Raw genomic sequence first — 26,480 nt, forward strand, 5'->3', positions numbered from 1 at the left:
TTCAGCGTGATAGAAAACCTTTGCAGTCTAGGAAAAACGAGTACTGACGCGGAGCGAATTTCACATTCATGAGCACCTGACAAAGAATGCGAGGGTTTGTCTACATGCTTTTTCACTTCATCAGTCCATTGGTCTCAATAAAGTTCTTTGTCTCTTCGTTACCGAGATCATGAATCATGGAGTAAATTTCTTTTCTTTTCCTGTCCATTTCGTCGTTTGGACTATCATAATGATATTCAAGAAATGGAACATGCGCCCGAAAGAAACCTTTCCAATCTGTCATATATTGTTCATCAAAATACTCTCTTAACTGCAAGATTTGGTCATCATCTGCTTCTATCTGAAATTGCCAAGCAGCCGCGTCTCTGTGCTGTGAGATTGATCCGTCTTGAACGGATACATAGTATGTGTGTCTCGCCATCTGATTCATCCTTTTTCCTTTAGTATGACCAGATATGAAGAAATTACGGCTTTTTGCGCAATTTATTTTTAATCATGTCTAACACATCAATAAACAACTGTGGAATGGGAATTCCGAGAGCTCTGGCTGTTGAGACAATCTGGTACGATTCATAAATAATATAAAAGATGAGCGCTAAATCCTTAATTGTCCCCCCAGTCTTCAGCATGACATCAAAGAAATGTGCCATGGATATTAAAGAGATCGTCACAACCTTTCGAACAAGCCTGGTCAAAAAACGCTTCATCGTAAGTTGTCCAATCACAGATTCTCTTAGGCTTGAACAAATTAATTCTATAGCCATGAGTGTCACTAATATCATGAGTAAATATCCTGCTCCACCAAACAGAAAGCCCATTGCCGACAAACTGACTGTAAACAACGAAAAGATGCCTAAATCCTTGCTCACTTGGCATCAACATCCTTTCATAGTGGAACTTCTTACCTCAATAGTATATGCCGCATTTGATGAATAGCTTGGACGACAAAAAATAAAGGCATGGTTAGCTGTTCAAAAAATTCGTGAAGCGCATAAAAAGAGCCGCCTGTGACGGCGGCTTTCTTGGTTAAACTCTGACATCAATAAACGTAGCGTCTGAATCTTTGGGCTGAACAGCTTGAGGCTGCTGCTGCACTTGATCGAGCATCACCATGGCTTGGGCTGTGTTCGTGGCAAGCTGTGAATTCAATAAACTGATATTAAGTGTTTTTTGAATACTCGCCACTTGCTGGCTCATCATTCCTGCAATTGAGGACATCTTCTCCCCTCCCTTCCCTTTTCTCTTCGGCTGAAAGCCCCATCAATTCAATGGGCTGTCTGTCACAAATCCACAAAAAAAGAATGCCGATCTGTTTGATGATCGACATTCCTTTCACATTCGCTTATCCTAAGTATGCTTTTAGCATCCAGTTGTGTTTTTCAATGGATTGATGAATTGCAAGCAGCATATCACCTGTTGTTTCATCGCCAACTTCTGCAGCCAGCTCCATGCCTCGCTTAAGTTCTTCTGCAATATTAGAGAAATCATCATACAGATTTTTCACCATTTGCTCGGCTGATTCATTGCCTTCCGCTTCTTGAATGCTAGAAATTTCCAAGCACTCTTTCATTGTCGCAACAGGTTGTCCATTTAATGCGAGCATACGCTCAGCCAAATCATCGATATAAGTGGCTGTTTCTGTATATAATTCTTCGAATTTTTCATGGAGTGTAAAGAAATCTTTTCCCTTTACATACCAGTGATAGTTATGTAATTTTACGTAAAGCACAGTCCAATCTGCTACTTGTTTATTGACGACGTTTAATAATTTTTCAGACATGTTGATTCCTCCTTATGTAGTTGCGTTTAGTATGGGATTACCCTTTTTTTATTATACTGAAACCTGCCATCATTTTCTTCTATTTTGACCGCATGAAATATATGTTAATATGGAAATAAGGAGGGAGTTAGATGCTGTTACTTGGGATTATCAGCTTTATCATTATCTCAATCGTTGTCTTTTTATCACTGTGGACGACATCAAAGGCTTATGATTACAAGCATAAAGTCGATTCACCACAGGATGCTGAACCAAACCAACGTCCTAACCCAAAATAAAACCGCTTTCAATGATGTGAGGTATCTTCTTCTTCAGTAGATGAACTCTCTTTTTTCACATCACCTACATGGATGTTTGTCTTCGGCATATTATGCTGCTGTTTAGCTGTCACATGGACTTGTATGATATAAAGGCCATCTTGTTTGAAAGCTGTATGCAATTCATATACACCTTTCTCCTTTTTCTTTGGCTGAATCATCTTGCTGTTATCCTTGTCGCCATCTTTCCACACTTCAAATTGAACATCATCTGCATCATCAACAGGCGTATCACCATATGTGACAGCTGCTTTTACGATAACGTTTTCATTTTTCTCCACTTGCTCCGGTCCTGTTAGTTTGACTTCTAATAGCTCAGGCACTTCTCCCTTGTCATTGCTCGCTGCCGAGTTTCCACATGCACTAAGTAATGCGAGCATCAAAATGATTCCTACCATTTTCCGCATTCGTGTATCCCCCTTTTTTACTGACATGTCCATTTTAACAAATATCCCCTATTTTAACAGCTCTCGTTTCATTTCATATAAAAAACCGGACATTCAATATGTCCGGTTCATCATCTTACTGATTATCCAAATACTTTTAATAGCTCTTCTTGATCCTGAGACAGCCAGAAACGCATTAAACGTTTTGCTCCTTCAAGATCATGAAGCTTCGCTTGACCGCACTGCTCTTCATTTGCAGCAGGAATTTCTGTTACTTCCACTGCATCTTTGAATGTTGCATCAAGCAGTTCAACGATCTCTCTTGGTGTCGGTGCACCGCTGACAACTAAATAGTAGCCAGTCTGGCAGCCCATTGGAGAAATATCGATGATATCAAAATGATCGTATTTCTCTGAGTGTGTTCTAATATTAAACGCAAGTAAATGCTCTAATGTATGAATCGTATCAGGTTTCATTGCCTGCTTGTTTGGCTGACAAAAACGGATATCAAATTTGTTCACTTCCCCATCTGATCCCACTTTATGAACGCCGCAATGACGAACGTAAGGTGCTTTTACAGCATTATGGTCAAGTTCAAAGCTTTCAACTGAAGGCATTAATCACCACTCCTATAATTGCAATTTCCTATATTATAACATATTGTTCCGACCAGTTTAGTTTATAAAACTTCCCTTCCTTGTTCTTTTTTCTTATACTGTGAAAAGACAGACAAGGAGGAACCTTTATGAAACAAATTTTTATCGGCATCATTCGCTTTTATCAAAAATGCATTTCCCCTCTGACACCGCCGAGCTGCAGGTTTTACCCCACTTGCTCAAACTACGGGCTAGAGGCGATCAAAACGCATGGTGCTTTAAAAGGCGGCTGGCTCACGATTAAGCGAATTTTAAAATGTCACCCGCTGCATCCTGGAGGCATGGATCCGGTCCCGCCTAAAAAGGAAAAATAACTTACTTTTCTTCATAACCGTTGACAACTAAGTCAAGCTTACCTGTCCCAGGATCAATGACAAGACCATGTACAGGCACATTAGATGGAAGAAGCGGATGATTTTTAACGACAGATACACTGTCTTTCACACTTTCTTCAACTGAGCTAAAGCTTTTGAGCCACTGTTTAAAATCGATTCCTGAGTATTCCAGTACTTCAATTCGTTTTTCTGGAATACCACGCTCAATGGCTTTATTTAAGAGTGTTTCGCTGTCTATTTTACTCATCCCACAATCGTGATGCCCAATGACGTACACCTCGTCAGCATTCAATTCATAAACAGCCACTAAAATGCTTCGCATAATACTTCCAAATGGGTGAGAAACAAGAGCGCCAGCACTTTTGACAATTTTAATATCGCCATTTTTCATGTTCATGGCGCGTGGAAGCAGTTCAACAAGTCTTGTATCCATACATGATAGAATGACAGCTTTTTTCTGTGGAAACTTCGTTGTTGTAAACTCTTCATATCGCTTCTCTTCAATAAATTGTTGGTTATATTCGATGATTTCGTCTAAAAGTTTCATAAGTTTGTCCATTCCTTTTTCTTTTTTTAAAAATAAATATAGCACAATGTTTTAAATTTCGTCACGTTTTGACGTCTATTTTTTTAGAGGAAACATCTTCTGATGAAAATTTTTTATTTTCCTCTTTTCAAATCGTAATTATTACGATACAATAACTCAGGACATTAAATCGTAATCATTTCTATCTAATAGGTTGAGAGGAGACATTCTTAGATGAAAAAAATCTTTTTTATTTTAACAGCTGCTTTATTAGCGGTCGGTCTTGCCGCTTGCTCAAGCAGTGCGGGGACAAATGCTTCAAAAGGAAAAGCAGACGGGAAATTAATCATTTACACGACGATCTTCCCTATTCAAGATTTCACTGAAAAAATTGGCGGCTCTCACGTGAACGCTCAAAGTGTGTACCCTGCCAATGCAGATGCACACAGCTTTGAACCAAGTTCAAAAACGATGGTTGAAATGGCTGAAGGAGATGCCTTTATTTACAGCGGAACAGGTGCTGAAGCATTTGCTGATAAAACGGCTTCTACGTTAAAAGACCAAGGCGTGAAAACAGTGAAAGCAGCCGAAGGCATCAAGCTATTATCAACACAAGAAGAACATGCTCATGAAGAAGGGGAGGACCATGATCACGATCATGAAGGTGAAGATCATGATGGACACGACCACGGAGATAAAGATCCCCATGCATGGCTAGACCCTGTTTATGCACAGCAAATGGCAAAAAACATTAAAGACACACTCGTTTCACTAGATCCAGATCATAAAGACGAATACACAAAAAACTATGAATCACTAAAAAAAGAATTACAATCGTTAGATCAGGAATTCAAAACAACGTTATCTAAAGCAGAACATAAAGAAATTCTTGTTTCTCACGCTGCATACGGCTACTGGGAAAAACGCTATGGCATTGAGCAAATCAGTGTACTAGGACTCTCTGCTTCTGAAGAGCCTTCCCAAAAACAGCTTGAAAATATCGTACAACAGGCAGAAAAGCATCACATCAAGTATGTCATTTTTGAAAATAACGTCAGCAGTAAAGTATCAGATACGATTCGCAGTGAAATTGGGGCAAAAAGCCTTACACTGAAAAATCTAGAATCCATTACAGAAGATGATGCTAAAAATGGCGAAAGCTATGTCAGCTTAATGAAACAAAATTTAAACACATTAAAAACAGCTTTAAATGTTGAATGAATTCATGAACCCCGTGCGATCAGCCGGGGTTTTTTACTGCACAAAAAAACACACCATGATCAGGTGTGTTTCTTTGTTTACATTTGATATTTTTTCTTAAACTGCTCCGCTCTGCCGCCTTTTTCTCCGAATTTCTGGCGTCCTGTATAAAATGGATGCGTATCAGAGCTTGTCTCTACTTTAATGACAGGATAAGTCTTCCCATCTTCCCACTCTACGGTCTCATGTGATGTCTTTGTTGATCTACTTAAGAAGCGGTAACCGCTGTTTACGTCCATAAATACAACTTCATGTGAGGTTGGATGAATATCTCTTTTCAATGTCAAAACTCCCTTCATCATTAAAACGTAATGGTTACGTTTTATAGTTATATTCTACTCCCCCTTTTACAACTTGTCAAAAAACAAGCTTTCTTAGTCAGGAAGAATAATCTAAAAATGGTGGAGAATAATAAACACCATCAAAAGAGATGCGATAAGAAAGGCGGAGAAAAAATTGACTGATCTCGTTTTAGCTAGAAGTCTGTTCGGCACAACAATGGGCTTCCATATTATTTATGCCTCGCTTGGCGTAGGCATCCCGCTAATGATTTTGTTAGCTGAACTCATCTTTCAAAAAACGAAGGACCCGCATTATGCCATCATGGCCAAACGATGGACAAAAGCGCAGGCTGTTCTGTTAGGGGTTGCCATTCCAACCGGTACCATTGCTGGTACGCAGCTTGCCCTTCTATGGCCTGGTTTTATGGAGGTCATCGGAAAAGTCATGTCACTGCCATTTCAAATAGAAATTTATGCTTTCTTTATTGAAGCATTATTTATGTCTATTTATGTGTACGCAGCAGATCGTTTATCACCAGCCATGCGCATCATTACCGTTATTTTCGTTGTCATTGGTGCAGCAGCTTCAGCGATTCTCATTACAAACGTACATGCTTTTGAAGGAACACCCGCTGGCTTTCAAATGGTCAATGGAGAAATAACGAATATCGAACCTTGGAAGGCATTTTTCAATCCTAGTTTTGTTGTAACTGCTACTCACGTCGTACTGTCTGCTTTTACAACAGGCGCTTTTGTCATTGCTTCTGTCGCTGCATTTAAAATGTTGAAAACAAGAAAAAACGAAAAGCTCTATACCTTTCATCGAAAAGCCCTTTTTCTTGGACTGATTGTTGGTGGACTTTTCTCTTTTCTCACAGCCTTAAACGGTCACGAATCAGCTCAGCTTCTGTATGAATATCAGCCTGAAAAATTAGCGGGTGCTGAAGGTTTATTTGAAACGCAATCACATGCGCCTCTGGCCATTGGCGGTTTTACTGATGCCAATACGCAAGAAATCAAAGGAGCTATCGAAATCCCTTGGGCACTTAGTTTTCTTGCAGGAAATAGCTTTGATACTGTGGTTAAAGGGTTAAATGATTTTCCTAGGGACGAGTGGCCGCCTTTATTTATTCACACATTATTTAACGGAATGGTCATTATCGGCTCATTGCTCATTTTCTTTGCTGTGTTAGCACTGTTTTACCGCAAAATTTTAAAACGCGATCATTATCCAAAATGGCTGCTTGTCCTTTATTTATTTGGCGGGCCTCTTAGTCTTTTGGCGATTGAATTTGGCTGGATCTTTGCCTGTACAGGCCGTCAGCCATGGGTGATTTATCGAATGCTCAAAACCTCTGAAGTCGTCACATCATCAGGATCTATCGGTACACTTTTCATCCTTTTTGCCATTGTCTATCTCATTTTAGGCATCGCAACTGTGATTGTACTGACGTACTACTTTAGAAAACATTCAATTGAAGAAGACTTACGGTTAACAGAATCTTAAAAAGGGAGCGATCTTGATGCAAATGGATGTAACAACTGATGCACTCATTGCAATCACCATCTTATGGGGATTCGTGTTTATCTATGCAGTGATGGCATCAATGGATTTCGGTGCAGGATTTTGGTCAATGATTTACATGAACAAAGAGCAGACAAAGGCCGCAAATATCGCAAATAAGTATCTTTCTCCAACTTGGGAAGTAACAAACGTCTTCATTGTGGCCATCGTCGTTGCCTTGTTTAGCCTGTTTCCAGGTGCAACATTTGTGCTAGGCACTGTTCTATTAATACCCGGCAGCATTATTTTGTTGCTTCTTGCACTGCGAAGCGGATTTCTCGTCTTCTCTCATTCACTGCCTAAAAAATATAGAAAAGCCGTGACATATATTTCAGGAATTAGCGGCTTTATTATTCCGTCCATCCTCATCATGGTTCTCCCCATTACACATGGTGGATTCATCTTTCAGGAGAATAATGTCTACTCATTAGATTTAGGATTGGTCTTTACAAGCGCAAATGTCTATTCTTTCGTAGGTTTTGCGATTTTCAGTACCCTTTTCCTCTCATCTTTGCTTTTAGCTGATTTTTCTAATGTTGCAAACGAAGATGAGGCTTATAACATTTATAGAAGAGGAGCACTGATTACAGGTCCACTTTCTCTCATGATGGCTTTCTTTATCATGCTCACACTGAGAAGTGAGGCCAATTGGCTGTTCACAAAAATGATGCAGAACATCCCGATCCTGCTTGTTTCTCTACTCATGTTTTTGCTTGCAGGTTTGGCTCTATTTTTACCAAACAGCCGCTTTAAACATCGGAAAGGGAGACCACGTTTAGCGGTTATCGCCATTACAATTCAATATTTCTTAGCAAGCTATGTGTATGGACATGCGCATTTGCCCTATATGGCCTATCCTGATATTACCATCATGTCTGGGTTTACAGATCCCGTCACATTTAGGGCATTATTTATTACGTATATTGTAGGGTTTATCATCCTATTCCCTGGGTTCTACTTCTTCTGGAAATTGTTTATGAAAGATAAGCGTTATATTCGTCAGGAAGATTAACATGAATGAACGCCCCTTACTTCGGTTACATTATAGATGAAAGACATACTCAAAAGGAGGTCATCTGTATGAGTCAAAAAATCCTTTGTGAAGTAAACAACTGTTCCTACTGGAATACTGGAAATCGTTGTGGTGCAGATGCAATTTATGTCGTCAGCCATACAGGAAATACGGCTGAGAAAAGTGAAGAAACTGACTGTAAAACGTTTAAACCTCAAGACCTTTAAGTCTCATTAAAGGAGGGTCTTCGCTTTGAAAAACGATCGGCTTACTCAAACGTTTCTTGAAGAAATTCAGGACGCGGACGAGGCTGCATTTTATCAAGCAGCTCACTCCTTTTTAAATCTTTGGGATTATGAATACGGACATGTTTCCGACATGCCCAATGACATGCATCAGTATATTGGACAGCTTGCTTACGACAGCGGGCTTGTAGAAGAGTAAGAAAGAGCGGATGACCGCTCTTTCTTTTTGTTCAGACAGGAAGGAAAAACTTTCCTCAACTATACAGTGGTTCTATTGATGGTGCAAATGGCGATTCATTCGTTTTCATTTCACAAAATCATGTTTTGTAAACACATCAATTTTATCTGAGAAAGAACGAAGCGCTTGATAATCAACTTCTACACCCATACCTGGAGAACGCGGTACTTCAATAAACCCATTTTCAACTTTAATTTCAGGAAAAATGATATCCTGCTCCCAATATTTCGACGATGCTGAAATATCCCCAGGAATCGTAAATTGCGGAAGTGATGCAAGTGCCACGTTTTGCGCGCGAGAAATGCCTGTTTCAATCATTCCACCGCACCATAACGGAATCTGCTGCTCCTTGCAGAACGCATGAATTTTAAGTGCTTCAGTCAGCCCTCCAACTCGTGAAGGCTTCACATTAATAATCTGACAGCTTCCAAGTTCTACAGCTTTTCTCGCATCATCTAAAGAACAAATACTTTCATCCAAACAGATTGGTGTTTTTAAATGCTTTTGCAAATGCCGATGATCGACAATGTCATCTGCGGCTAAAGGCTGTTCAATCATTAATAAACGAATATCGTCGAGCTGCTTCAGTTTGCTAATATCTTTTAATTCATAAGCAGAGTTTGCATCCGCCATTAACGGAAGGTGAGGGAAAGACTCTCTTATCTTTTGTAGAAGTCCAATATCTTGTCCCGGCTTAATCTTCACTTTCACACGCTGATAGCCTTGATCAACAAATTGCTCGATTTGCTGAATCATATCATCTATTGGTCCTAACCCCGCAACGACACCAGATGGAATTCTATCTCTAGTACCGCCTAAGACGTCACGCAAGGACTTATTTTCTCGCTTCGCATAAATATCCCACACAGCTGCCTCAATTCCCGCTTTGGCCATTCTATTGCCTTTAAAATGGTACAAGCTGTCTGGTATGTCCGAAGGATGTGTAAAAGATCGGGTGAGCACGTTCGGGATAAAGAAAGCCCTCAGCATGTGATAGCAGGTCTCGATGGTTTCTTCTGTATACCACGGAGAAGAGAAGGCAGATACCTCTCCCCATCCAGTTAATCCTGTTTGATCTTTGACCTCGACAATAATAAATTCACGCTCTGAAATGGTCCCAAGGCTCGTTGTAAATGGCTGTTTGAGTTTCATCGTGACATGATATAAGATCACACGTTCAATTTGAATCATCTAAAAACCCCTTTGATTTGAGTCTGTGCCTCTGCAATTTATTCGACGCATTCCTTGGCAGCTCATCCACAAAGTGAAAAGCGGCGGGCCATTTATACTTGGCTAATTGCGACTGACACAAAGCATAGAGCTCATTCTCCGGAATCTGCTCATCTGTCACAAGGAAGGCAGCAGGTACCTCTCCCCATTTTTTATCATATATACCCGTCACTCCGGCTTCCTTTACATTTGGATGTGTTAAAAGAACTGCTTCAATTTCTGCTGGATAAATATTTTCTCCGCCAGAAATAATTAAGTCTGACCGCCGATCAAGCACAAATAAGAATCCGTCCTCATCTACATAGCCAATATCACCCGTTTTCAGCCAGCCCTGCTCAAATGCAGCAGCTGTTGCCTCTTGACGATGAAGGTAGCCTTTCATGACATTTGCACCTTTTACCATGATTTCACCATGCTCAAAAGGACGACACGGACGGTCCTCATCTTGAATCTTTAATTCACACCCAAAAAGGGGCTTTCCCGCTGATCCAAGCTTTTCCACACTAAATTCTGGCGCAAGTGTCACAATTTGCGAGCAGGTCTCCGTCATACCGTACGATTGAAACACAGGAAATCCTTTCTCCTTACTCTCTTGAAGCATCGCATAAGGCGCAGGGCCTCCGCCTAACAGCAGGCAGCGCAAAGAAGACGGACATTCTTCAAGTCCACTTAATAAACGGGACAGCATGGTTTGAACAACTGACAACATCGTCACTCGATGCTGTTCAATAGCATTCTTGACTTCATCGACATCAAACTTTTGATGAAGCACGACAGTCATACCGTATATGACAGATTTAAATATAGCGGATAAACCGCTTATATGAAAAAGAGGCAAGGCAATGAGCCAGCGGTCGTCCTCCCTGATCCCTAAATTCAATGCCGAGGAAACAGCACTATGAAAATGATTGCCAAACGTTTGCTCCACCCCTTTAGGGCGTCCTGTCGTTCCAGATGTATACATAATCGTCGCCGTCTCATTTAAATCAATATCATGTACGACCTTCTTTTCCATATCATGATCTGCATCAGGTAAAGTCTCTATTGTATAAACAGGTAAATCACCATGATGCTCATTTGCATATGCAGGCTCTGTTAATAAAGCCATGACTTTCGCATCTTCCAACTGAAAACGTCTCTCTGCTTTTGTTAACTTATTGTTCAATAACACAATCTTGAAGCCTAATAAAAAACAAGCGTGAACAAGCATGACCATGTGAGGATGGTTGTTCATTAAAATCGCAACCGTATCCCCTTTTTTAAAAGATACACGTGTCAGTCGATTCGCAAGTTGGCCTACATCATTCGCTAAATCACGAAATGTCCACTCTTTGTCTTGATAAATGAGTGCGACCCGGTCTGGCGTTAAATACGCACGGTGCAGCAGCCAATTGGGTTGCTTCATCATGACACCTCCTTTTCATAAAAGAAAACAGCTCAGTCTGATGCACTAAGCTGTTTTCATCCATATCATTGAATCAAGGGAAACGAGGGAACTGACCGAAGTCTGGCTTCCGTTTTTCCTTAAAGGAATCGCGTCCTTCTTTTGCTTCATCTGTTGTGTAATAAAGAAGGGTTGCATCTCCTGCAAATTGCTGAATACCAGCTAATCCATCTGTGTCCGCATTAAATGCAGCTTTCAAGAATCGTAAAGCGGTCGGGCTCTTTTCTAGCATGTCCTGACACCACTTCACTGTTTCTTCTTCCAGCTGCTCTAATGGTACAACTGTGTTGACAAGTCCCATATCAAGCGCTTCTTGTGCATTGTATTGACGGCATAAGTACCAGATTTCTCTTGCCTTCTTATGACCCACAATACGTGCAAGATAGCCAGATCCATAACCAGCATCAAAGCTGCCCACTTTTGGTCCTGTTTGTCCAAAAATCGCATTGTCTGCTGCAATCGTGAGGTCACACACGACATGAAGCACATGTCCGCCGCCAATCGCATAGCCCGCAACCATCGCAATAACTGGTTTTGGAATGACACGAATTAAACGCTGTAAGTCTAGGACGTTTAGACGTGGAATTTGATCGTCTCCTACATAGCCGCCATGCCCGCGTACTTTTTGGTCTCCACCAGAACAGAATGCTTTACCTCCAGCACCTGCAAGGACAATGACACCAACTTCTGAATTGTCACGAGCACGTGAGAATGCATCAATTAATTCACTTACGGTCTTTGGTGTAAAGGCATTATGTACGTGCGGACGGTTAATGGTGATTTTTGCAATCCCATTATATGTTTCATATAAAATTTCGTCATACTGACGCTCAGTTTGCCATTCAATAGCCATCAATATTTCCTCCTCTAATCTTGCGATAAAATAAACTCACTTACTATTTTACCAAAAAAATGTGGTTGTTCCACATGAACTGTATGCCCGGCATGCTCTGCTACTGTGAATTGACTGTATTCAAGCGCCTGCTGCATACGTTTGGCGATGTGACAAAACTTTTTATCAAGTGTTCCGCAAATGAGTAAAACAGGCTGTTTTATCTGCTTTAATGCTTGCCACATAGACGGCTGCGAACCGGTTCCTATACCTTCTAAGCTGCGAGCCAGCCCGTTAGGATCGGCTTTTAGCCTTCCCTCTCTCAGTTGCGTTAGCCTGTCCGCTGGCAAGGATTTCTGCGAAGCAAACAGCGGAATGTTCTCCCAAAAATCCACAAACTGCGCTAATCCTTCATGTCTGATCTTTTGAGCTAGCTGATGATCATGATTCAGCCTCTCCATCCGCTCTTTAAAAGAGTTCAGCCCTGGAGATGTACTCTCAAGAATCAGTTTGTTTACACGTTCTGGATAACGGGAGGCAAATGATAAAGCAATACGCCCTCCCATAGAATATCCGAGAATGTTCACTTTGTGAAGCTTTAATTGATCTAAAATCTCAGCAAGATCTGCCAGCTGTTGGGACATTCCATATCTTCTTATACTCTTTGGTGAGTCTGTGCGACCATGTCCAAGCAAGCTGACCTGAATCAATCTCGTATGTTTTTCTGTATAAGTATTCAAAAAAGCCCAAGAAGCTGCACTCCCTGTAAAGCCATGTAAACATAACGTGGCATTTTCAGCAGATGGATTATGGTCTATCACCTCATACGCCACTCCATCGTGCATTCGTATTATGAGTGAAGGCATTCTTTTTTCACTTCCCTCAATATCTCGTCCATCATTTGGCGATGTTTGCCCACGCGAGAATGCCGGTCAGTTTCAATCTCAATTAAATGAAGCCCTGGTTCTTGGATATGCGCCAAGTACACATCTTTTAACTCTTCTTTCGTTGTTGGCTTCGAATAGGTTCCCCCATATAGCTTTGATGCATACTCAAAATTCAACCCAGTCGGCGTACCAAAGAGCTTTTCATAATACGGTTCATCGGATGCCTGCGGAAGGAAAGAAAAGATTCCTCCACCATCATTGTTTAACAATACAACCGTGAGCGGAATGTCCATTAGCTTAGCTGCAAGAAGACCGTTCATATCATGGTAAAAAGATAAATCGCCGATGACTAAAGTGATGGGTTGTTTCAAGGCTGCATATGTTCCAAGAGCTGTGGACACAACACCATCAATACCATTTGTTCCGCGATTCGCCATCATCCGAAACGGTTTTGACTGCGTTTCAAAAAAGGTATCGACATCTCGAATAGGCATACTATTTCCGATAAAGAGCACACTCTCTTTTGGCAAAAGGTGCTGCAGCTGACGATACACATTTCCCTCAAATGTCAGGTCCTCATCATTGTATTGATTTACATGCATTCTAAAAGAAGAATTGACACTCTGCCAGCGTCGTAAATAAGATGTATCCTGACGCTTTTCCGCTCTCATCAAGACTTCTTCTACAAAAGAGGCTGCATGACTTTCAATCATGTATGATGCGCTTAAACCAGGATCTCGATAACCACCCGCAGCATCGACGACAATCTGCTTCACTTCCGCATGCTTTTCTAGCCACTTAAATAATGGCTTAGACACAGGCATCGGTCCAAAACGAATGACCATTTCAGGCAAGAGATGCTGCTGCAATGCCTCATCTTTTAACAAAGAATCGTATGCATCTATGATGTATTCTTCACTTTCATGTCCATTTCGCAAAAGAGAAAGCGGGTCAGCTAAAATTGGCAGATGCAAAGCTTTTGCAAGACGTAACACTGACGCCTGCTCTTCCGGCGAGTGAAGTTCACCAGCAACAATGATTCCTTTTGCCGCTTTGTTCATGATAGACACTAATTCTGACATAACCCGATCATCCGGACGAGCTTGACCTGCTGCTAAAACTTTATTCGCAGCTCCTTCTTCTCTATCAAAAGGATCAATAGACAAGTCAGGTAGCAATGGTTCTCTCAGCGGCACATTCACCTGAACTGGTCCCTTTGGCTCCTGCGTTGACACATGACTTGCCCTAGCAGCAGCAGTCTGAACATAACGCAGCATTGTTTGACCTTCTTCTGGCAAAGCTAAGTCTGTGAACCATTTAACAAACTTACCGAATAAGAATTGCTGATCAATCGCTTGAGGTGCCCCAACCTCCCTCAATTCGTGCGGCCGATCAGCAGTTAAAACAATCAATGGTACTCGGGAATAATGCGCCTCGACAACAGCTGGGTAAAAGTTAGCTGCTGCCGTACCTGATGTACAAATGAGCAGCACTGGGGTTTGACTCGCTTTCGCAAGACCCAGTGCATAAAAAGCAGCAGACCGTTCATCCACTAACACATGGACATTGATTTCTTGATGAGCAAGAGCGAGCATCGCAAGCGGTGTTGAACGGGAGCCAGGACAAACAACTGCCTCATTCACACCACTTTGCACAAATTCATCCATTAATCTGCCAATATATCTTGTCATGATTTGATTATTCAATAGGACGACCTCCAAGAGCAGACAGCATTGGTCTTAATTTCACTTGCGTTTCTTCATACTCTTGTTTTGCAAGGGAATCCTCTACAATTCCACATCCAGCAAACAAACGAACTTGGTCTTCCTCAATAAGACCTGATCGAATGGCGACAGCAAATTCTCCATTGTCCTTAGAATCAATCCATCCCACTGGCGCCGCATACCAACCGCGTTTCAACGGTTCGATTTCACGAATCACCTCTACCGCTTTTTCCTTAGGATATCCTCCAAGCGCTGGTGTTGGATGAAGCTGTTCAATTAATGAAAAGAGTGAACAGCTGCTTTTAATTTCTCCCACAATGGGTGTAAATAAATGCTGAATGTTTTTCGTTTTATAAAGACTTGGTTGATTTGGCTTATGCACATGATGGCAGTTTGCTTCAAATGCCTGCTCAATCATATTCACGACAATTTGATGTTCAATCAAATTTTTCTCATCATGAAGCAGTTCCTCACCTAGTGCCTGATCTTCTACTTCATCTTGACCACGTACAATGGAACCTGCCAAACACGATGAAAAGACTTCACCACCGCTTTTTTTCACTAAACGTTCAGGCGTCGCCCCGACAAATGCTTGTCTTCCCTGCTCTATAGCAAATACATAACTCGTTGTTTGATGTTTTAGTAATTCTGCTAATAGTGGAGCGAGTTCTATTTGATTTTTATAGTGAAGCAAGACTTCTCTTGCTAAAACAACCTTTTCATATTCGTTCACACGAATGTGTTCTGTCGCTTCATGGATTGCTTTCATCCATTCCTGGACATCTAACTCTTCCATATGAACAAGCTCAGCTTGTCCATGATTTCTGACAGGCAATGCATCAAAATTAGAAGCTTTCTGTTCTAACTCTTGAATGAGCTGATGAACATTCCCGTCCACCTCGTTCCATTCATTGATCGTTAGAAACGTGCCTTCTTTTGAAACAGTCAGCATCATCGATGGCACAAAAAAATGAGCCTCGCCAAATGCTTCCCAGTGACGCGCCTTCTCTTCGTATGGATCAAATGAAAATCCTCCAAATAAAAGCGGACCAACTGCCGCTTGCTTTAACTCCTTCTCATCATGAAAATGGAACATATGCTGTTTCAGCTGCTCCCATTCTTGATGGACGATATTGAATCGTTCTTTGCCTTGCTCTGATGATTTAATCACGGCCGCTCTGCCAAGTCCAGAAAATATCATTTGGCTTTCTGGATCAGACCAAAAAAACCGCTCGCCTAAAAAATCCGCTTCGCCGCTTTGGAAAAAGGCAAGAGGATCCAGATCGTCAACTCTTCTGGAGTAGCTTATCAAAACAGCATGGTTGACGTTATTCGCTTCTTCTAATGTCGCAAGCGCTTCCTGCCGGAAAGTACTTTGCACTGTTGTCACCATGATACATTCCTCCAAAATCCATGAAATAACATATAAAAATAAAACCATCATGTAAAAAAATACATGAACATTCGAGTATGTCGAATGACCTGCTTTTCTATTATAAACCTTAACAGATGAACTTAGTAAAGAAAACAGCTTTTAAAACCTCGAATCCTTATTATATCACGCTTTCAAGATTTTTTCGCTCCCGCATATTGAAATGAGAACATCCCTTAAAAAATGGTAAGACCTGTTCGAAGATCAAGCTTTCTCTCTAGATGGGAACGATTAGCAAACATCTTTTTCTTGTTTCATCGCATCAATATATTGACACCTTTTTGAACTTTGCTAAACTGGAATTTGGACGTGTACGTATTTTTTTATTTAAAGGAGTATATTTTATGCAGCATCAATCGATATCAGATCAGCTTTCACCAATTAAGCCTGATAAAAACTGGCGGATTTGGTGGAATTTACTACGACCGCATACATTAACAGCGGCATTTATTCCCGTTACTTTAGGAACTGTCCTAGCACTTCCGAGTGGTCAAATACATGTTGGGCTATTTTTAGCTATGCTATTTGCATCGATGTTTATCCAAATTGCAACGAACATGTTTAATGAGTACTTTGATTATGTTCGCGGATTGGACAATGAGAAATCTGTCGGTATCGGCGGAGCGATCGTGAGAAACGGTGTAAAACCAAAAACAGTTTTAGGCCTCGCTTATGCCTTATTCGCGCTTTCTTTATTACTTGGGATCTATATTTGCATGATGTCTAGCTGGTGGATTGCACTCATAGGACTAATTTGTATGGCAGCAGGCTATTTTTATACCGGTGGCCCTGTACCAATTGCTTATACACCATTTGGAGAACTTGTATCAGGTGCTTTTATGGGACTAGGCATCATTTTAATTAGTTTCTATATCCAAACAGGAACATTGACATCAAAAGCTGTGCTCATTTCATTACCCATCTCTATTTTAGTTGGTGCCATCTTACTGTCGAACAATATCCGTGATTTAGACGGTGATAAAGAGAATGGACGAAAGACACTTGCTATCCTAGCTGGACGTAAAGCGGCAGTCAACATCCTACTTTCCATGTTTGTGATCTCATATGTACTCATTTTTGTTTATATCTTTATGGATATCGTGGGTCTTTGGAGTCTTCTTGTCTTACTCAGTGTGCCAAAAGCTTATACAGCCATTAAAGAATTTAAGCAAAAAGAAAAACCAATTGAATTAATGAATGCCATGAAGTCGACAGCACAAACCAATACGTTTTTTGGTTTCCTGTTAACGATCGCATTGATCTTACAATATTATCTCGCATAACACGAAACGCCTGCAGCCGCAGGCGTTTTTTATTGAAGAATTGCTTCAAATTGGCACAAGTCTTACATAAAAATTTGCTCATACTAACAATATGTTTGATATGAAAGGGTGATCGCTTTGTTGTCTAAAAACGAATTACATCAGTTGAAGCAGCGACTTCTCGATGAAAAACAAGAAATTGAAGCCAAAAGCCATGACGATGAACAGAAAGTATCATTTCCTTATGATTCAGTGGGCGAACTGTCAGCCTATGATAACCACCCTGGCGACCAAGGGACAGAACTATTCGAACGCGGAAAAGACATTGCCTTAAACAGTTTGGAACATGAGCATCTTTCCGATATCAATGAAGCACTCCAAGCAATGGCAAACGGCTCTTATGGTTTGTGTAAAGTGTGTAAAGCCCCTATTCCTAAAGAACGCTTAGAAGCCCTTCCCACCGCCGTCACATGCACAGAGCATTCAAAAGAACAGACCGTTTCACAAAACCGTCCCATTGAAGAGGACTTATTAAGTCCGCCCTCAGGGCAATTTGAAAATGAAGAAAGTGCTGCATATGATGGTGAAGATGCCTACCAAGACGTAGAACGCTATGGGAACTCTGATACCCCATCCGATATGGAATTTCCTCCATTGACATACGATGATGTGTATACACAATCAGAAGATGAAGATGATGTGGAAGACTACGAAGGGTTCGCAGCTGCTGATATTGAAGGTAAAGCAAGGAAGGTCTATCCAAATAAAGCACACGAAGCTTATGAAGAAGCATTAGATGAAGAAGGCGTCATGACAGTGTTTGGTGACTTGAAGCCGTATGAAGAAGAACCTTATACTAAAAAAAATGATTAGTCCCCACATATTGGGGGCTTGATGTTTATATCATGTAATAATTGGGAAATAAGTTGAAGAGTGAATTGATTGGGAGGAGATTTCTGGATGGCTAAAAAAAGTATCATTTGGGCGGTTATCGTCTTCTTTATTACATACGCATTATTTTCTATTGCAGGGTTCCTGTTCCCTATCGACAGAGAATGGTATGACGCACTAAATAAACCTGAATGGACACCTAGTGGTGGTGTCATCGGTGCGGTCTGGGCTGTCTTATTCGCCCTCATTTCGTTATCTGCCGCCATCATTTATGCAAAGTATGGTTTTCAAAAAATCACATTACCATTTTGGATTCTGTTTCTTTTAAATTATGTATTCAATCAAGCCTTTAGCTTTTTTCAATTTACACAAAAAGATTTATTTGCAGCTACGATCGACTGCCTGCTTGTAGCACTGACAGCACTCGCACTTGTCATCGTCTCACGTAAACTAAGCAATGTTGTCCCAATTTTATTGATTCCTTATGTTTTATGGGGATTCTTTGCGACATACTTGTCTTATACGATCTATTCCATGAATATGTAAGAAAAGACCGCTATGATGGCGGTCTTTCGTTTTGTGGAAAATAAAAAAGAGGTCTTTATTAGACCTCTTTAAAAAATGACCCGTACGGGATTCGAACCCGTGTTACCGCCGTGAAAGGGCGGTGTCTTAACCGCTTGACCAACGGGCCAGAAAAATGGCGGAGAAGGAGGGATTTGAACCCTCGCGCCGCTTGCGCGACCTACACCCTTAGCAGGGGCGCCTCTTCAGCCACTTGAGTACTTCTCCATTTGGCTCCGCAGGTAGGATTCGAACCTACGACCGATCGGTTAACAGCCGATAGCTCTACCACTGAGCTACTGCGGAAAGTCATGGTGGGCCTGAGTGGACTCGAACCACCGACCTCACGCTTATCAGGCGTGCGCTCTAACCAGCTGAGCTACAGGCCCATGAACGATATGCAAATGGAGCGGGTGATGGGAATCGAACCCACGACATCAGCTTGGAAGGCTGAGGTTTTACCACTAAACTACACCCGCAAAAATATGTATGGGGCGATTGATGGGAATCGAACCCACGAGTGCCAGAGCCACAATCTGGTGCGTTAACCACTTCGCCACAACCGCCATACTGATATTTATTTGTAAAAGTGGCTCGGGACGGAATCGAACCGCCGACACACGGATTTTCAGTCCGTTGCTCTACCAACTGAGCTACCGAGCCATGTATTCATTTGAAAATGGCGGTCCGGACGGGACTCGAACCCGCGACCTCCTGCGTGACAGGCAGGCATTCTAACCAACTGAACTACCGGACCATTAGAGAAAAAATTTGGTTGCGGGGGCAGGATTTGAACCTGCGACCTTCGGGTTATGAGCCCGACGAGCTACCGAACTGCTCCACCCCGCGATGATATCATTTTTTAAAAATATGGCGGAGGAAGAGGGATTCGAACCCCCGCGGGCTTTGACACCCCTGTCGGTTTTCAAGACCGATCCCTTCAGCCGGACTTGGGTATTCCTCCGTATAGATGGTGGACCTTGTAGGACTCGAACCTACGACCGGACGGTTATGAGCCGTCTGCTCTAACCAACTGAGCTAAAGGTCCTTTATAGCGGCGGAGGGGATCGAACCCCCGACCTCACGGGTATGAACCGTACGCTCTAGCCAGCTGAGCTACACCGCCATGATATAAAATAATCTTTTAAAAAGTGGAGCCTAGCGGGATCGAACCGCTGACCTCCTGCGTGCAAGGCAGGCGCTCTCCCAGCTGAGCTAAGGCCCCATAAAAGATGGTCGGGAAGACAGGATTCGAACCTGCGACCCCTTGGTCCCAAACCAAGTGCTCTACCAAGCTGAGCTACTTCCCGATCTTAATGGCGCGCCCGAGAGGAGTCGAACCCCTAACCTTTTGATCCGTAGTCAAACGCTCTATCCAATTGAGCTACGGGCGCTTATTTTATAATGCCGAGGGCCGGACTTGAACCGGCACGGTAGTCACCTACCGCAGGATTTTAAGTCCTGTGTGTCTGCCAATTCCACCACCCCGGCGTGGATGGTATAAGCGGAAGACGGGATTCGAACCCGCGACCCCCACCTTGGCAAGGTGGTGTTCTACCACTGAACTACTTCCGCATTACAGGATTTCTTTATGTTGTTTGGCAATGCGGGTGAAGGGACTTGAACCCCCACGTCATAAAGACACTAGATCCTAAGTCTAGCGCGTCTGCCAATTCCGCCACACCCGCATGAAAATGGTGAGCCATGAAGGACTCGAACCTTCGACCCTCTGATTAAAAGTCAGATGCTCTACCAACTGAGCTAATGGCTCGCTTTTAAAGCGACTTGTCTATCTTACCATATGAAAGTGGTGCCGGCAAGAGGACTTGAACCCCCAACCTACTGATTACAAGTCAGTTGCTCTACCAGTTGAGCTACACCGGCTTTATCTATCCTAACATTATGTAAGAATAAATATGGTGGAGGATGACGGGCTCGAACCGCCGACCCTCTGCTTGTAAGGCAGATGCTCTCCCAGCTGAGCTAATCCTCCACTATGTAGGAATCTCTCGATCCGACAAAGATTATTATATACAGGTTTTACTCATTTGTAAAGGCTATATTAAAAAAATTTTATTTCATTTTTCATGACGTATTTCTTTTAACAGATGATGTTGATGTTACCAGTCAAAATAGCTTCAATTCAGCGATTAACAGCTGTATTTCTCTTCTCTATATTCTCTTTAAAAACGAGTAAATCCTTTAAAAATATCAGTAGCCTTTCAATTTTTATACTTTAATGATATAGATATTTCTTTATTTCAACTGGTAAACGCAATGAATGTTTTGATTTCAATAAAATAGACTTATACAACTCCATTTAAATGAATGAATTTGTATCAGGCATCTATACACCTGCTATTCTTTCTCTCTATTACTTTTCTCCATACTTAAAAGTGAACATGCTTCACAGACTTTCACGTTGATTTAGAGCATCTCCACACTTATAGTGAATTAAAACAACCTGATTTATACAACATATGAATCAAGGTGATCTTCTTTCAAACAGCACAAAAAAGACCAGTTCCGACTGGAACTGATCCTTTGAAAAGCTTGGCGGCGTCCTACTCTCACAGGGGGAAACCCCCAACTACCATCGGCGCTGAAGAGCTTAACTTCCGTGTTCGGTATGGGAACGGGTGTGACCTCTTCGCTATCGCCACCAAACCTGATGGAGAGAATGTTCTCTCAAAACTAGATAACAATGTTCATTTTTCACATTAGAATATAGGTTAAGTCCTCGATCTATTAGTATCTGTCAGCTCCACGTGTCACCACGCTTCCACCTCAGACCTATCAACCTGATCATCTTTCAGGGATCTTACTTCCTTGCGGAATGGGAAATCTCATCTTGAGGGGGGCTTCATGCTTAGATGCTTTCAGCACTTATCCCGTCCGCACATAGCTACCCAGCGATGCCCTTGGCAGAACAACTGGTACACCAGCGGTGCGTCCATCCCGGTCCTCTCGTACTAAGGACAGCTCCTCTCAAATTTCCTGCGCCCGCGACGGATAGGGACCGAACTGTCTCACGACGTTCTGAACCCAGCTCGCGTACCGCTTTAATGGGCGAACAGCCCAACCCTTGGGACCGACTACAGCCCCAGGATGCGATGAGCCGACATCGAGGTGCCAAACCTCCCCGTCGATGTGGACTCTTGGGGGAGATAAGCCTGTTATCCCCGGGGTAGCTTTTATCCGTTGAGCGATGGCCCTTCCATGCGGAACCACCGGATCACTAAGCCCGACTTTCGTCCCTGCTCGACTTGTAGGTCTCGCAGTCAAGCTCCCTTGTGCCTTTACACTCTGCGAATGATTTCCAACCATTCTGAGGGAACCTTTGGGCGCCTCCGTTACATTTTAGGAGGCGACCGCCCCAGTCAAACTGCCCACCTGACACTGTCTCCCTGCCCGATAAGGGCAGCGGGTTAGAAGGTCAATACAGCCAGGGTAGTATCCCACCGATGCCTCCACCGAAGCTAGCGCTCCGGTTTCCAAGGCTCCTACCTATCCTGTACAAGCTGTACCAACATTCAATATCAGGCTGCAGTAAAGCTCCACGGGGTCTTTCCGTCCTGTCGCGGGTAACCTGCATCTTCACAGGTACTATAATTTCACCGAGTCTCTCGTTGAGACAGTGCCCAGATCGTTGCGCCTTTCGTGCGGGTCGGAACTTACCCGACAAGGAATTTCGCTACCTTAGGACCGTTATAGTTACGGCCGCCGTTTACTGGGGCTTCAATTCGCACCTTCGCTTACGCTAAGCGCTCCTCTTAACCTTCCAGCACCGGGCAGGCGTCAGCCCCTATACTTCGCCTTACGGCTTCGCAGAGACCTGTGTTTTTGCTAAACAGTCGCCTGGGCCTATTCACTGCGGCTTCTCGGGGCTTTAACACCCTAAGAAGCACCCCTTCTCCCGAAGTTACGGGGTCATTTTGCCGAGTTCCTTAACGAGAGTTCTCTCGATCACCTTAGGATTCTCTCCTCGCCTACCTGTGTCGGTTTGCGGTACGGGCACCTCTCACCTCGCTAGAGGCTTTTCTTGGCAGTGTGGAATCAGGAACTTCGCTACTAAATTTCGCTCGCCATCACAGCTCAGCCTTCACGGGAAACGGATTTGCCTATTTCCCAGCCTAACTGCTTGGACGCGGATATCCAATACCGCGCTTACCCTATCCTCCTGCGTCCCCCCATTGCTCAAATGGTGAGGAGGTGGTACAGGAATATCAACCTGTTGTCCATCGCCTACGCCTTTCGGCCTCGGCTTAGGTCCCGACTAACCCTGAGCGGACGAGCCTTCCTCAGGAAACCTTAGGCATTCGGTGGACGGGATTCTCACCCGTCTTTCGCTACTCATACCGGCATTCTCACTTCTAAGCGCTCCACCAGTCCTTCCGGTCTGACTTCACTGCACTTAGAACGCTCTCCTACCACTGTTCGTAAGAACAGTCCGCAGCTTCGGTGATACGTTTAGCCCCGGTACATTTTCGGCGCAGAGTCACTCGACCAGTGAGCTATTACGCACTCTTTAAATGGTGGCTGCTTCTAAGCCAACATCCTGGTTGTCTAAGCAACTCCACATCCTTTTCCACTTAACGTATACTTTGGGACCTTAGCTGGCGGTCTGGGCTGTTTCCCTTTCGACTACGGATCTTATCACTCGCAGTCTGACTCCCAAGGATAAGTCATCGGCATTCGGAGTTTGACTGAATTCGGTAACCCGGTAGGGGCCCCTAGTCCAATCAGTGCTCTACCTCCGAGACTCTTACCTTGAGGCTAGCCCTAAAGCTATTTCGGAGAGAACCAGCTATCTCCAGGTTCGATTGGCATTTCACCCCTACCCACACCTCATCCCCGCACTTTTCAACGTGCGTGGGTTCGGGCCTCCATTCAGTGTTACCTGAACTTCACCCTGGACATGGGTAGATCACCTGGTTTCGGGTCTACGACCACGTACTCATGCGCCCTATTCAGACTCGCTTTCGCTGCGGCTCCGCATCTTCTGCTTAACCTTGCACGGGATCGTAACTCGCCGGTTCATTCTACAAAAGGCACGCCATCACCCGTTAACGGGCTCTGACTACTTGTAGGCACACGGTTTCAGGATCTATTTCACTCCCCTTCCGGGGTGCTTTTCACCTTTCCCTCACGGTACTGGTTCACTATCGGTCACTAGGGAGTATTTAGCCTTGGGAGATGGTCCTCCCGGATTCCGACGGAATTTCACGTGTTCCGCCGTACTCAGGATCCACTCTGGAGAGAACAACATTTCAGTTACAGGGCTGTTACCTTCTTTGGCGGGCCTTTCCAGACCTCTTCGCTTATATCGTTCCTTTGTAACTCCGTATAGAGTGTCCTACAACCCCAAGAGGCAAGCCTCTTGGTTTGGGCTGTTCCCGTTTCGCTCGCCGCTACTCAGGGAATCGCATTTGCTTTCTCTTCCTCCGGGTACTTAGATGTTTCAGTTCCCCGGGTATGCCTTCTCATACTCTATGTATTCAAGTATGGATACTACTCCATTACGAGCAGTGGGTTTCCCCATTCGGAAATCTCCGGATCAAAGCTTGCTTACAGCTCCCCGAAGCATATCGGTGTTCGTCCCGTCCTTCATCGGCTCCTAGTGCCAAGGCATCCACCGTGCGCCCTTTCTAACTTAACCATTTCTTACTTTAGAAAGAATCACTATGTGTGATGAACTTTGCATTGCATTCAATGTGAATGTATTACTTATTGTTATCTAGTTTTCAAAGAACAATCCTGTCTCGCTAGAGACATGTTTGAAGGAATGATCCTTCAAAACTAAACAAGACGAAAAACGTACGCTGCTCCATATATCCTTAGAAAGGAGGTGATCCAGCCGCACCTTCCGATACGGCTACCTTGTTACGACTTCACCCCAATCATCTGCCCCACCTTCGGCGGCTGGCTCCATAAAGGTTACCTCACCGACTTCGGGTGTTGCAAACTCTCGTGGTGTGACGGGCGGTGTGTACAAGGCCCGGGAACGTATTCACCGCGGCATGCTGATCCGCGATTACTAGCGATTCCAGCTTCACGCAGTCGAGTTGCAGACTGCGATCCGAACTGAGAACAGATTTGTGGGATTGGCTAAACCTTGCGGTCTCGCAGCCCTTTGTTCTGTCCATTGTAGCACGTGTGTAGCCCAGGTCATAAGGGGCATGATGATTTGACGTCATCCCCACCTTCCTCCGGTTTGTCACCGGCAGTCACCTTAGAGTGCCCAACTGAATGCTGGCAACTAAGATCAAGGGTTGCGCTCGTTGCGGGACTTAACCCAACATCTCACGACACGAGCTGACGACAACCATGCACCACCTGTCACTCTGTCCCCGAAGGGAAAGCCCTATCTCTAGGGTTGTCAGAGGATGTCAAGACCTGGTAAGGTTCTTCGCGTTGCTTCGAATTAAACCACATGCTCCACCGCTTGTGCGGGCCCCCGTCAATTCCTTTGAGTTTCAGTCTTGCGACCGTACTCCCCAGGCGGAGTGCTTAATGCGTTAGCTGCAGCACTAAGGGGCGGAAACCCCCTAACACTTAGCACTCATCGTTTACGGCGTGGACTACCAGGGTATCTAATCCTGTTCGCTCCCCACGCTTTCGCTCCTCAGCGTCAGTTACAGACCAGAGAGTCGCCTTCGCCACTGGTGTTCCTCCACATCTCTACGCATTTCACCGCTACACGTGGAATTCCACTCTCCTCTTCTGCACTCAAGTTTCCCAGTTTCCAATGACCCTCCCCGGTTGAGCCGGGGGCTTTCACATCAGACTTAAGAAACCGCCTGCGAGCCCTTTACGCCCAATAATTCCGGACAACGCTTGCCACCTACGTATTACCGCGGCTGCTGGCACGTAGTTAGCCGTGGCTTTCTGGTTAGGTACCGTCAAGGTGCAAGCAGTTACTCTTGCACTTGTTCTTCCCTAACAACAGAGCTTTACGATCCGAAAACCTTCATCACTCACGCGGCGTTGCTCCGTCAGACTTTCGTCCATTGCGGAAGATTCCCTACTGCTGCCTCCCGTAGGAGTCTGGGCCGTGTCTCAGTCCCAGTGTGGCCGATCACCCTCTCAGGTCGGCTACGCATCGTCGCCTTGGTGAGCCGTTACCTCACCAACTAGCTAATGCGCCGCGGGTCCATCTGTAAGTGACAGCCGAAACCGTCTTTCATCCTTGAACCATGCGGTTCAAGGAACTATCCGGTATTAGCTCCGGTTTCCCGGAGTTATCCCAGTCTTACAGGCAGGTTACCCACGTGTTACTCACCCGTCCGCCGCTAACATCCGGGAGCAAGCTCCCTTCTGTCCGCTCGACTTGCATGTATTAGGCACGCCGCCAGCGTTCGTCCTGAGCCAGGATCAAACTCTCCGAGGTATGCAGGATGCATATCACACATGCGTTGCTACACGATGTAGCGAACTTAGCATGTGATCATTTCCTGCCTCGTCAGCGTTTGACTGACTACCTATGATGTATCATAGGATTTTTTTATAAAAACTCGAATTAACAGGTACGTTTTGTCTTGTTTAGTTTTCAAAGATCATCTTCGTTATCGCTCAGAGGCGACTTTATTAATATAACATTCTATCAAGATGAAG

At 43.7% G+C, this 26,480-nt stretch carries 24 protein-coding genes, 21 tRNA genes and 3 rRNA genes; 10 read left to right on the plus strand and 38 right to left on the minus strand.

The genetic code is table 11. The features are described from left to right. Window positions 1-112: 112 nt before the first annotated feature. The 4 genes from MHI20_RS07755 to MHI20_RS07770 all read right to left on the minus strand — a co-directional run bounded on the left by MHI20_RS07755 (window position 113) and on the right by MHI20_RS07770 (window position 1,780). Window positions 113-421: a hydrolase gene (locus MHI20_RS07755; protein ID WP_203143573.1), complete on the minus strand. Its 309-nt coding sequence runs from the start codon at window positions 419-421 to the stop codon at window positions 113-115. A 43-nt stretch (window positions 422-464) separates the two neighbouring features. Continuing rightward, window positions 465-869 carry a phage holin family protein gene (locus tag MHI20_RS07760; protein ID WP_340937462.1) on the minus strand — a complete coding sequence of 135 codons (405 nt, stop codon included), beginning with the start codon at window positions 867-869 and terminating at the stop codon, window positions 465-467. 157 nt (window positions 870-1,026) lie between these two features. Beyond that, on the minus strand, window positions 1,027-1,218 hold the full coding sequence (locus tag MHI20_RS07765) for a hypothetical protein (RefSeq protein WP_008342942.1): 192 nt from the start codon (window positions 1,216-1,218) through the stop codon (window positions 1,027-1,029). Between the two features lie 124 nt (window positions 1,219-1,342). Next, window positions 1,343-1,780 carry a Dps family protein gene (locus tag MHI20_RS07770; RefSeq protein WP_007501934.1) on the minus strand — a complete coding sequence of 146 codons (438 nt, stop codon included), beginning with the start codon at window positions 1,778-1,780 and terminating at the stop codon, window positions 1,343-1,345. Window positions 1,781-1,911: 131 nt separating this feature from the next. Here MHI20_RS07770 and ytzI point away from each other — a divergent pair, with 131 nt between their 5' ends. Further along, a complete protein-coding gene (gene ytzI, locus MHI20_RS07775) occupies window positions 1,912-2,058 on the plus strand; it encodes a YtzI protein (RefSeq protein WP_017358370.1) in 147 nt (48 codons plus the stop codon). A gap of 8 nt (window positions 2,059-2,066) precedes the next feature. On the opposite strand, the gene MHI20_RS07780 is transcribed toward ytzI, so the two are convergent. Together MHI20_RS07780 and MHI20_RS07785 are read right to left on the minus strand one after the other, a co-directional pair. Next, window positions 2,067-2,504, minus strand: a complete 438-nt coding sequence (locus MHI20_RS07780) for a FixH family protein (protein WP_017358371.1) — start codon at window positions 2,502-2,504, stop codon at window positions 2,067-2,069. Between the two features lie 122 nt (window positions 2,505-2,626). Then, a complete protein-coding gene (locus MHI20_RS07785) occupies window positions 2,627-3,100 on the minus strand; it encodes an S-ribosylhomocysteine lyase (protein WP_008342935.1) in 474 nt (157 codons plus the stop codon). Window positions 3,101-3,228: 128 nt separating this feature from the next. Between MHI20_RS07785 and yidD the strand changes: the two genes are divergently transcribed. Further along, on the plus strand, window positions 3,229-3,453 hold the full coding sequence (gene yidD, locus MHI20_RS07790; RefSeq protein WP_008342933.1) for a membrane protein insertion efficiency factor YidD: 225 nt from the start codon (window positions 3,229-3,231) through the stop codon (window positions 3,451-3,453). 1 nt (window position 3,454) lies between these two features. Here the strand turns inward: yidD and MHI20_RS07795 are convergent, their stop codons facing one another. Next, a complete protein-coding gene (locus MHI20_RS07795; RefSeq protein ID WP_017367908.1) occupies window positions 3,455-4,021 on the minus strand; it encodes a beta-class carbonic anhydrase in 567 nt (188 codons plus the stop codon). 213 nt (window positions 4,022-4,234) lie between these two features. On the opposite strand from MHI20_RS07795, the gene MHI20_RS07800 reads away from it, so the two are divergent. Further along, the gene (locus MHI20_RS07800) at window positions 4,235-5,221 is read left to right on the plus strand and encodes a metal ABC transporter substrate-binding protein (RefSeq protein WP_340937470.1); all 987 of its coding nucleotides are present in this window, start codon (window positions 4,235-4,237) and stop codon (window positions 5,219-5,221) included. Window positions 5,222-5,298: 77 nt separating this feature from the next. Here the strand turns inward: MHI20_RS07800 and MHI20_RS07805 are convergent, their stop codons facing one another. Then, window positions 5,299-5,541, minus strand: a complete 243-nt coding sequence (locus MHI20_RS07805) for a type B 50S ribosomal protein L31 (protein WP_017358374.1) — start codon at window positions 5,539-5,541, stop codon at window positions 5,299-5,301. A gap of 175 nt (window positions 5,542-5,716) precedes the next feature. Between MHI20_RS07805 and MHI20_RS07810 the strand changes: the two genes are divergently transcribed. The 4 genes from MHI20_RS07810 to MHI20_RS07825 all read left to right on the plus strand — a co-directional run bounded on the left by MHI20_RS07810 (window position 5,717) and on the right by MHI20_RS07825 (window position 8,561). Next, on the plus strand, window positions 5,717-7,048 hold the full coding sequence (locus tag MHI20_RS07810) for a cytochrome ubiquinol oxidase subunit I (RefSeq protein ID WP_017358375.1): 1,332 nt from the start codon (window positions 5,717-5,719) through the stop codon (window positions 7,046-7,048). Between the two features lie 22 nt (window positions 7,049-7,070). Continuing rightward, window positions 7,071-8,117 (plus strand): cytochrome d ubiquinol oxidase subunit II, encoded by a 1,047-nt coding sequence (locus tag MHI20_RS07815; RefSeq protein ID WP_169476099.1) that lies wholly within the window; start codon window positions 7,071-7,073, stop codon window positions 8,115-8,117. Between the two features lie 68 nt (window positions 8,118-8,185). Continuing rightward, entirely contained in the window at window positions 8,186-8,344 is a 159-nt protein-coding gene (locus MHI20_RS07820) for a DUF1540 domain-containing protein (protein WP_008342921.1), read from the plus strand. Between the two features lie 25 nt (window positions 8,345-8,369). Further along, complete coding sequence (locus MHI20_RS07825) at window positions 8,370-8,561, plus strand: hypothetical protein (RefSeq protein ID WP_024720421.1); 192 nt, start codon at window positions 8,370-8,372, stop codon at window positions 8,559-8,561. A 105-nt stretch (window positions 8,562-8,666) separates the two neighbouring features. Here the strand turns inward: MHI20_RS07825 and menC are convergent, their stop codons facing one another. The 6 genes from menC to MHI20_RS07855 form a co-directional block, all read right to left on the minus strand. Then, window positions 8,667-9,791 carry an o-succinylbenzoate synthase gene (gene menC, locus MHI20_RS07830; RefSeq protein ID WP_008342917.1) on the minus strand — a complete coding sequence of 375 codons (1,125 nt, stop codon included), beginning with the start codon at window positions 9,789-9,791 and terminating at the stop codon, window positions 8,667-8,669. Continuing rightward, window positions 9,778-11,238 carry an o-succinylbenzoate--CoA ligase gene (locus MHI20_RS07835; protein ID WP_286069124.1) on the minus strand — a complete coding sequence of 487 codons (1,461 nt, stop codon included), beginning with the start codon at window positions 11,236-11,238 and terminating at the stop codon, window positions 9,778-9,780. Before MHI20_RS07835 ends, menC begins: the two co-directional genes overlap by 14 nt. A 70-nt stretch (window positions 11,239-11,308) precedes the next feature. Next, window positions 11,309-12,127, minus strand: a complete 819-nt coding sequence (gene menB, locus MHI20_RS07840) for a 1,4-dihydroxy-2-naphthoyl-CoA synthase (RefSeq protein WP_286069122.1) — start codon at window positions 12,125-12,127, stop codon at window positions 11,309-11,311. Window positions 12,128-12,141: 14 nt separating this feature from the next. Then, entirely contained in the window at window positions 12,142-12,972 is an 831-nt protein-coding gene (menH, locus tag MHI20_RS07845; protein ID WP_138278923.1) for a 2-succinyl-6-hydroxy-2,4-cyclohexadiene-1-carboxylate synthase, read from the minus strand. Next, a complete protein-coding gene (gene menD / locus MHI20_RS07850) occupies window positions 12,957-14,699 on the minus strand; it encodes a 2-succinyl-5-enolpyruvyl-6-hydroxy-3-cyclohexene-1-carboxylic-acid synthase (protein WP_340937479.1) in 1,743 nt (580 codons plus the stop codon). The genes menH and menD overlap by 16 nt, the downstream gene beginning before the upstream one ends. After that, entirely contained in the window at window positions 14,692-16,110 is a 1,419-nt protein-coding gene (locus tag MHI20_RS07855; RefSeq protein ID WP_017358381.1) for an isochorismate synthase, read from the minus strand. The genes menD and MHI20_RS07855 overlap by 8 nt, the downstream gene beginning before the upstream one ends. Window positions 16,111-16,493: 383 nt before the next feature. On the opposite strand from MHI20_RS07855, the gene MHI20_RS07860 reads away from it, so the two are divergent. The 3 genes from MHI20_RS07860 to MHI20_RS07870 all read left to right on the plus strand — a co-directional run bounded on the left by MHI20_RS07860 (window position 16,494) and on the right by MHI20_RS07870 (window position 18,848). Then, complete coding sequence (locus MHI20_RS07860; protein WP_017358382.1) at window positions 16,494-17,432, plus strand: 1,4-dihydroxy-2-naphthoate polyprenyltransferase; 939 nt, start codon at window positions 16,494-16,496, stop codon at window positions 17,430-17,432. Window positions 17,433-17,549: 117 nt separating this feature from the next. Then, entirely contained in the window at window positions 17,550-18,284 is a 735-nt protein-coding gene (locus tag MHI20_RS07865; protein ID WP_340937482.1) for a TraR/DksA C4-type zinc finger protein, read from the plus strand. Between the two features lie 87 nt (window positions 18,285-18,371). After that, window positions 18,372-18,848 carry a TspO/MBR family protein gene (locus MHI20_RS07870; protein WP_008342900.1) on the plus strand — a complete coding sequence of 159 codons (477 nt, stop codon included), beginning with the start codon at window positions 18,372-18,374 and terminating at the stop codon, window positions 18,846-18,848. A 76-nt stretch (window positions 18,849-18,924) separates the two neighbouring features. On the opposite strand, the gene MHI20_RS07875 is transcribed toward MHI20_RS07870, so the two are convergent. The 24 genes from MHI20_RS07875 to MHI20_RS07990 form a co-directional block, all read right to left on the minus strand. Continuing rightward, window positions 18,925-18,996: transfer RNA gene (locus tag MHI20_RS07875), tRNA-Glu, on the minus strand. A 7-nt stretch (window positions 18,997-19,003) separates the two neighbouring features. Continuing rightward, a tRNA-Ser gene (locus tag MHI20_RS07880) sits at window positions 19,004-19,094 on the minus strand. A 3-nt stretch (window positions 19,095-19,097) separates the two neighbouring features. Beyond that, window positions 19,098-19,172: transfer RNA gene (locus MHI20_RS07885), tRNA-Asn, on the minus strand. A gap of 6 nt (window positions 19,173-19,178) precedes the next feature. Beyond that, window positions 19,179-19,255: transfer RNA gene (locus MHI20_RS07890), tRNA-Ile, on the minus strand. Between the two features lie 16 nt (window positions 19,256-19,271). Beyond that, window positions 19,272-19,345: transfer RNA gene (locus MHI20_RS07895), tRNA-Gly, on the minus strand. A gap of 11 nt (window positions 19,346-19,356) precedes the next feature. Next, a tRNA-His gene (locus MHI20_RS07900) sits at window positions 19,357-19,432 on the minus strand. A gap of 24 nt (window positions 19,433-19,456) precedes the next feature. Beyond that, window positions 19,457-19,529: transfer RNA gene (locus tag MHI20_RS07905), tRNA-Phe, on the minus strand. Window positions 19,530-19,546: 17 nt separating this feature from the next. Continuing rightward, window positions 19,547-19,623: transfer RNA gene (locus tag MHI20_RS07910), tRNA-Asp, on the minus strand. 15 nt (window positions 19,624-19,638) lie between these two features. Then, a tRNA-Met gene (locus MHI20_RS07915) sits at window positions 19,639-19,715 on the minus strand. A gap of 22 nt (window positions 19,716-19,737) precedes the next feature. Then, a tRNA-Ser gene (locus tag MHI20_RS07920) sits at window positions 19,738-19,830 on the minus strand. A 7-nt stretch (window positions 19,831-19,837) separates the two neighbouring features. Continuing rightward, a tRNA-Ile gene (locus MHI20_RS07925) sits at window positions 19,838-19,914 on the minus strand. Window positions 19,915-19,918: 4 nt separating this feature from the next. After that, window positions 19,919-19,992 (minus strand) — tRNA-Met (locus MHI20_RS07930). Between the two features lie 26 nt (window positions 19,993-20,018). Further along, window positions 20,019-20,091 (minus strand) — tRNA-Ala (locus MHI20_RS07935). A gap of 8 nt (window positions 20,092-20,099) precedes the next feature. Continuing rightward, window positions 20,100-20,176 (minus strand) — tRNA-Pro (locus MHI20_RS07940). Window positions 20,177-20,183: 7 nt separating this feature from the next. Next, window positions 20,184-20,260, minus strand: a tRNA-Arg gene (locus MHI20_RS07945). An 11-nt stretch (window positions 20,261-20,271) separates the two neighbouring features. Then, window positions 20,272-20,357 (minus strand) — tRNA-Leu (locus tag MHI20_RS07950). Between the two features lie 12 nt (window positions 20,358-20,369). After that, window positions 20,370-20,441 (minus strand) — tRNA-Gly (locus MHI20_RS07955). 30 nt (window positions 20,442-20,471) lie between these two features. Continuing rightward, window positions 20,472-20,554 (minus strand) — tRNA-Leu (locus MHI20_RS07960). 7 nt (window positions 20,555-20,561) lie between these two features. Continuing rightward, window positions 20,562-20,637: transfer RNA gene (locus tag MHI20_RS07965), tRNA-Lys, on the minus strand. 37 nt (window positions 20,638-20,674) lie between these two features. Next, window positions 20,675-20,750 (minus strand) — tRNA-Thr (locus MHI20_RS07970). 33 nt (window positions 20,751-20,783) lie between these two features. Further along, window positions 20,784-20,859: transfer RNA gene (locus MHI20_RS07975), tRNA-Val, on the minus strand. A 558-nt stretch (window positions 20,860-21,417) separates the two neighbouring features. After that, window positions 21,418-21,533, minus strand: a 5S ribosomal RNA gene (gene rrf, locus MHI20_RS07980). Between the two features lie 61 nt (window positions 21,534-21,594). Further along, a 23S ribosomal RNA gene (locus MHI20_RS07985) occupies window positions 21,595-24,525 on the minus strand. 182 nt (window positions 24,526-24,707) lie between these two features. After that, a 16S ribosomal RNA gene (locus tag MHI20_RS07990) occupies window positions 24,708-26,256 on the minus strand. The 16S, 23S and 5S rRNA genes sit together here, the layout of an rRNA operon. Window positions 26,257-26,480: the final 224 nt, after the last annotated feature.

This window comes from Bacillus sp. FSL K6-1106 (assembly GCF_038005245.1).
Classification (GTDB): Bacteria; Bacillota; Bacilli; order Bacillales; family Bacillaceae; genus Bacillus; species Bacillus altitudinis.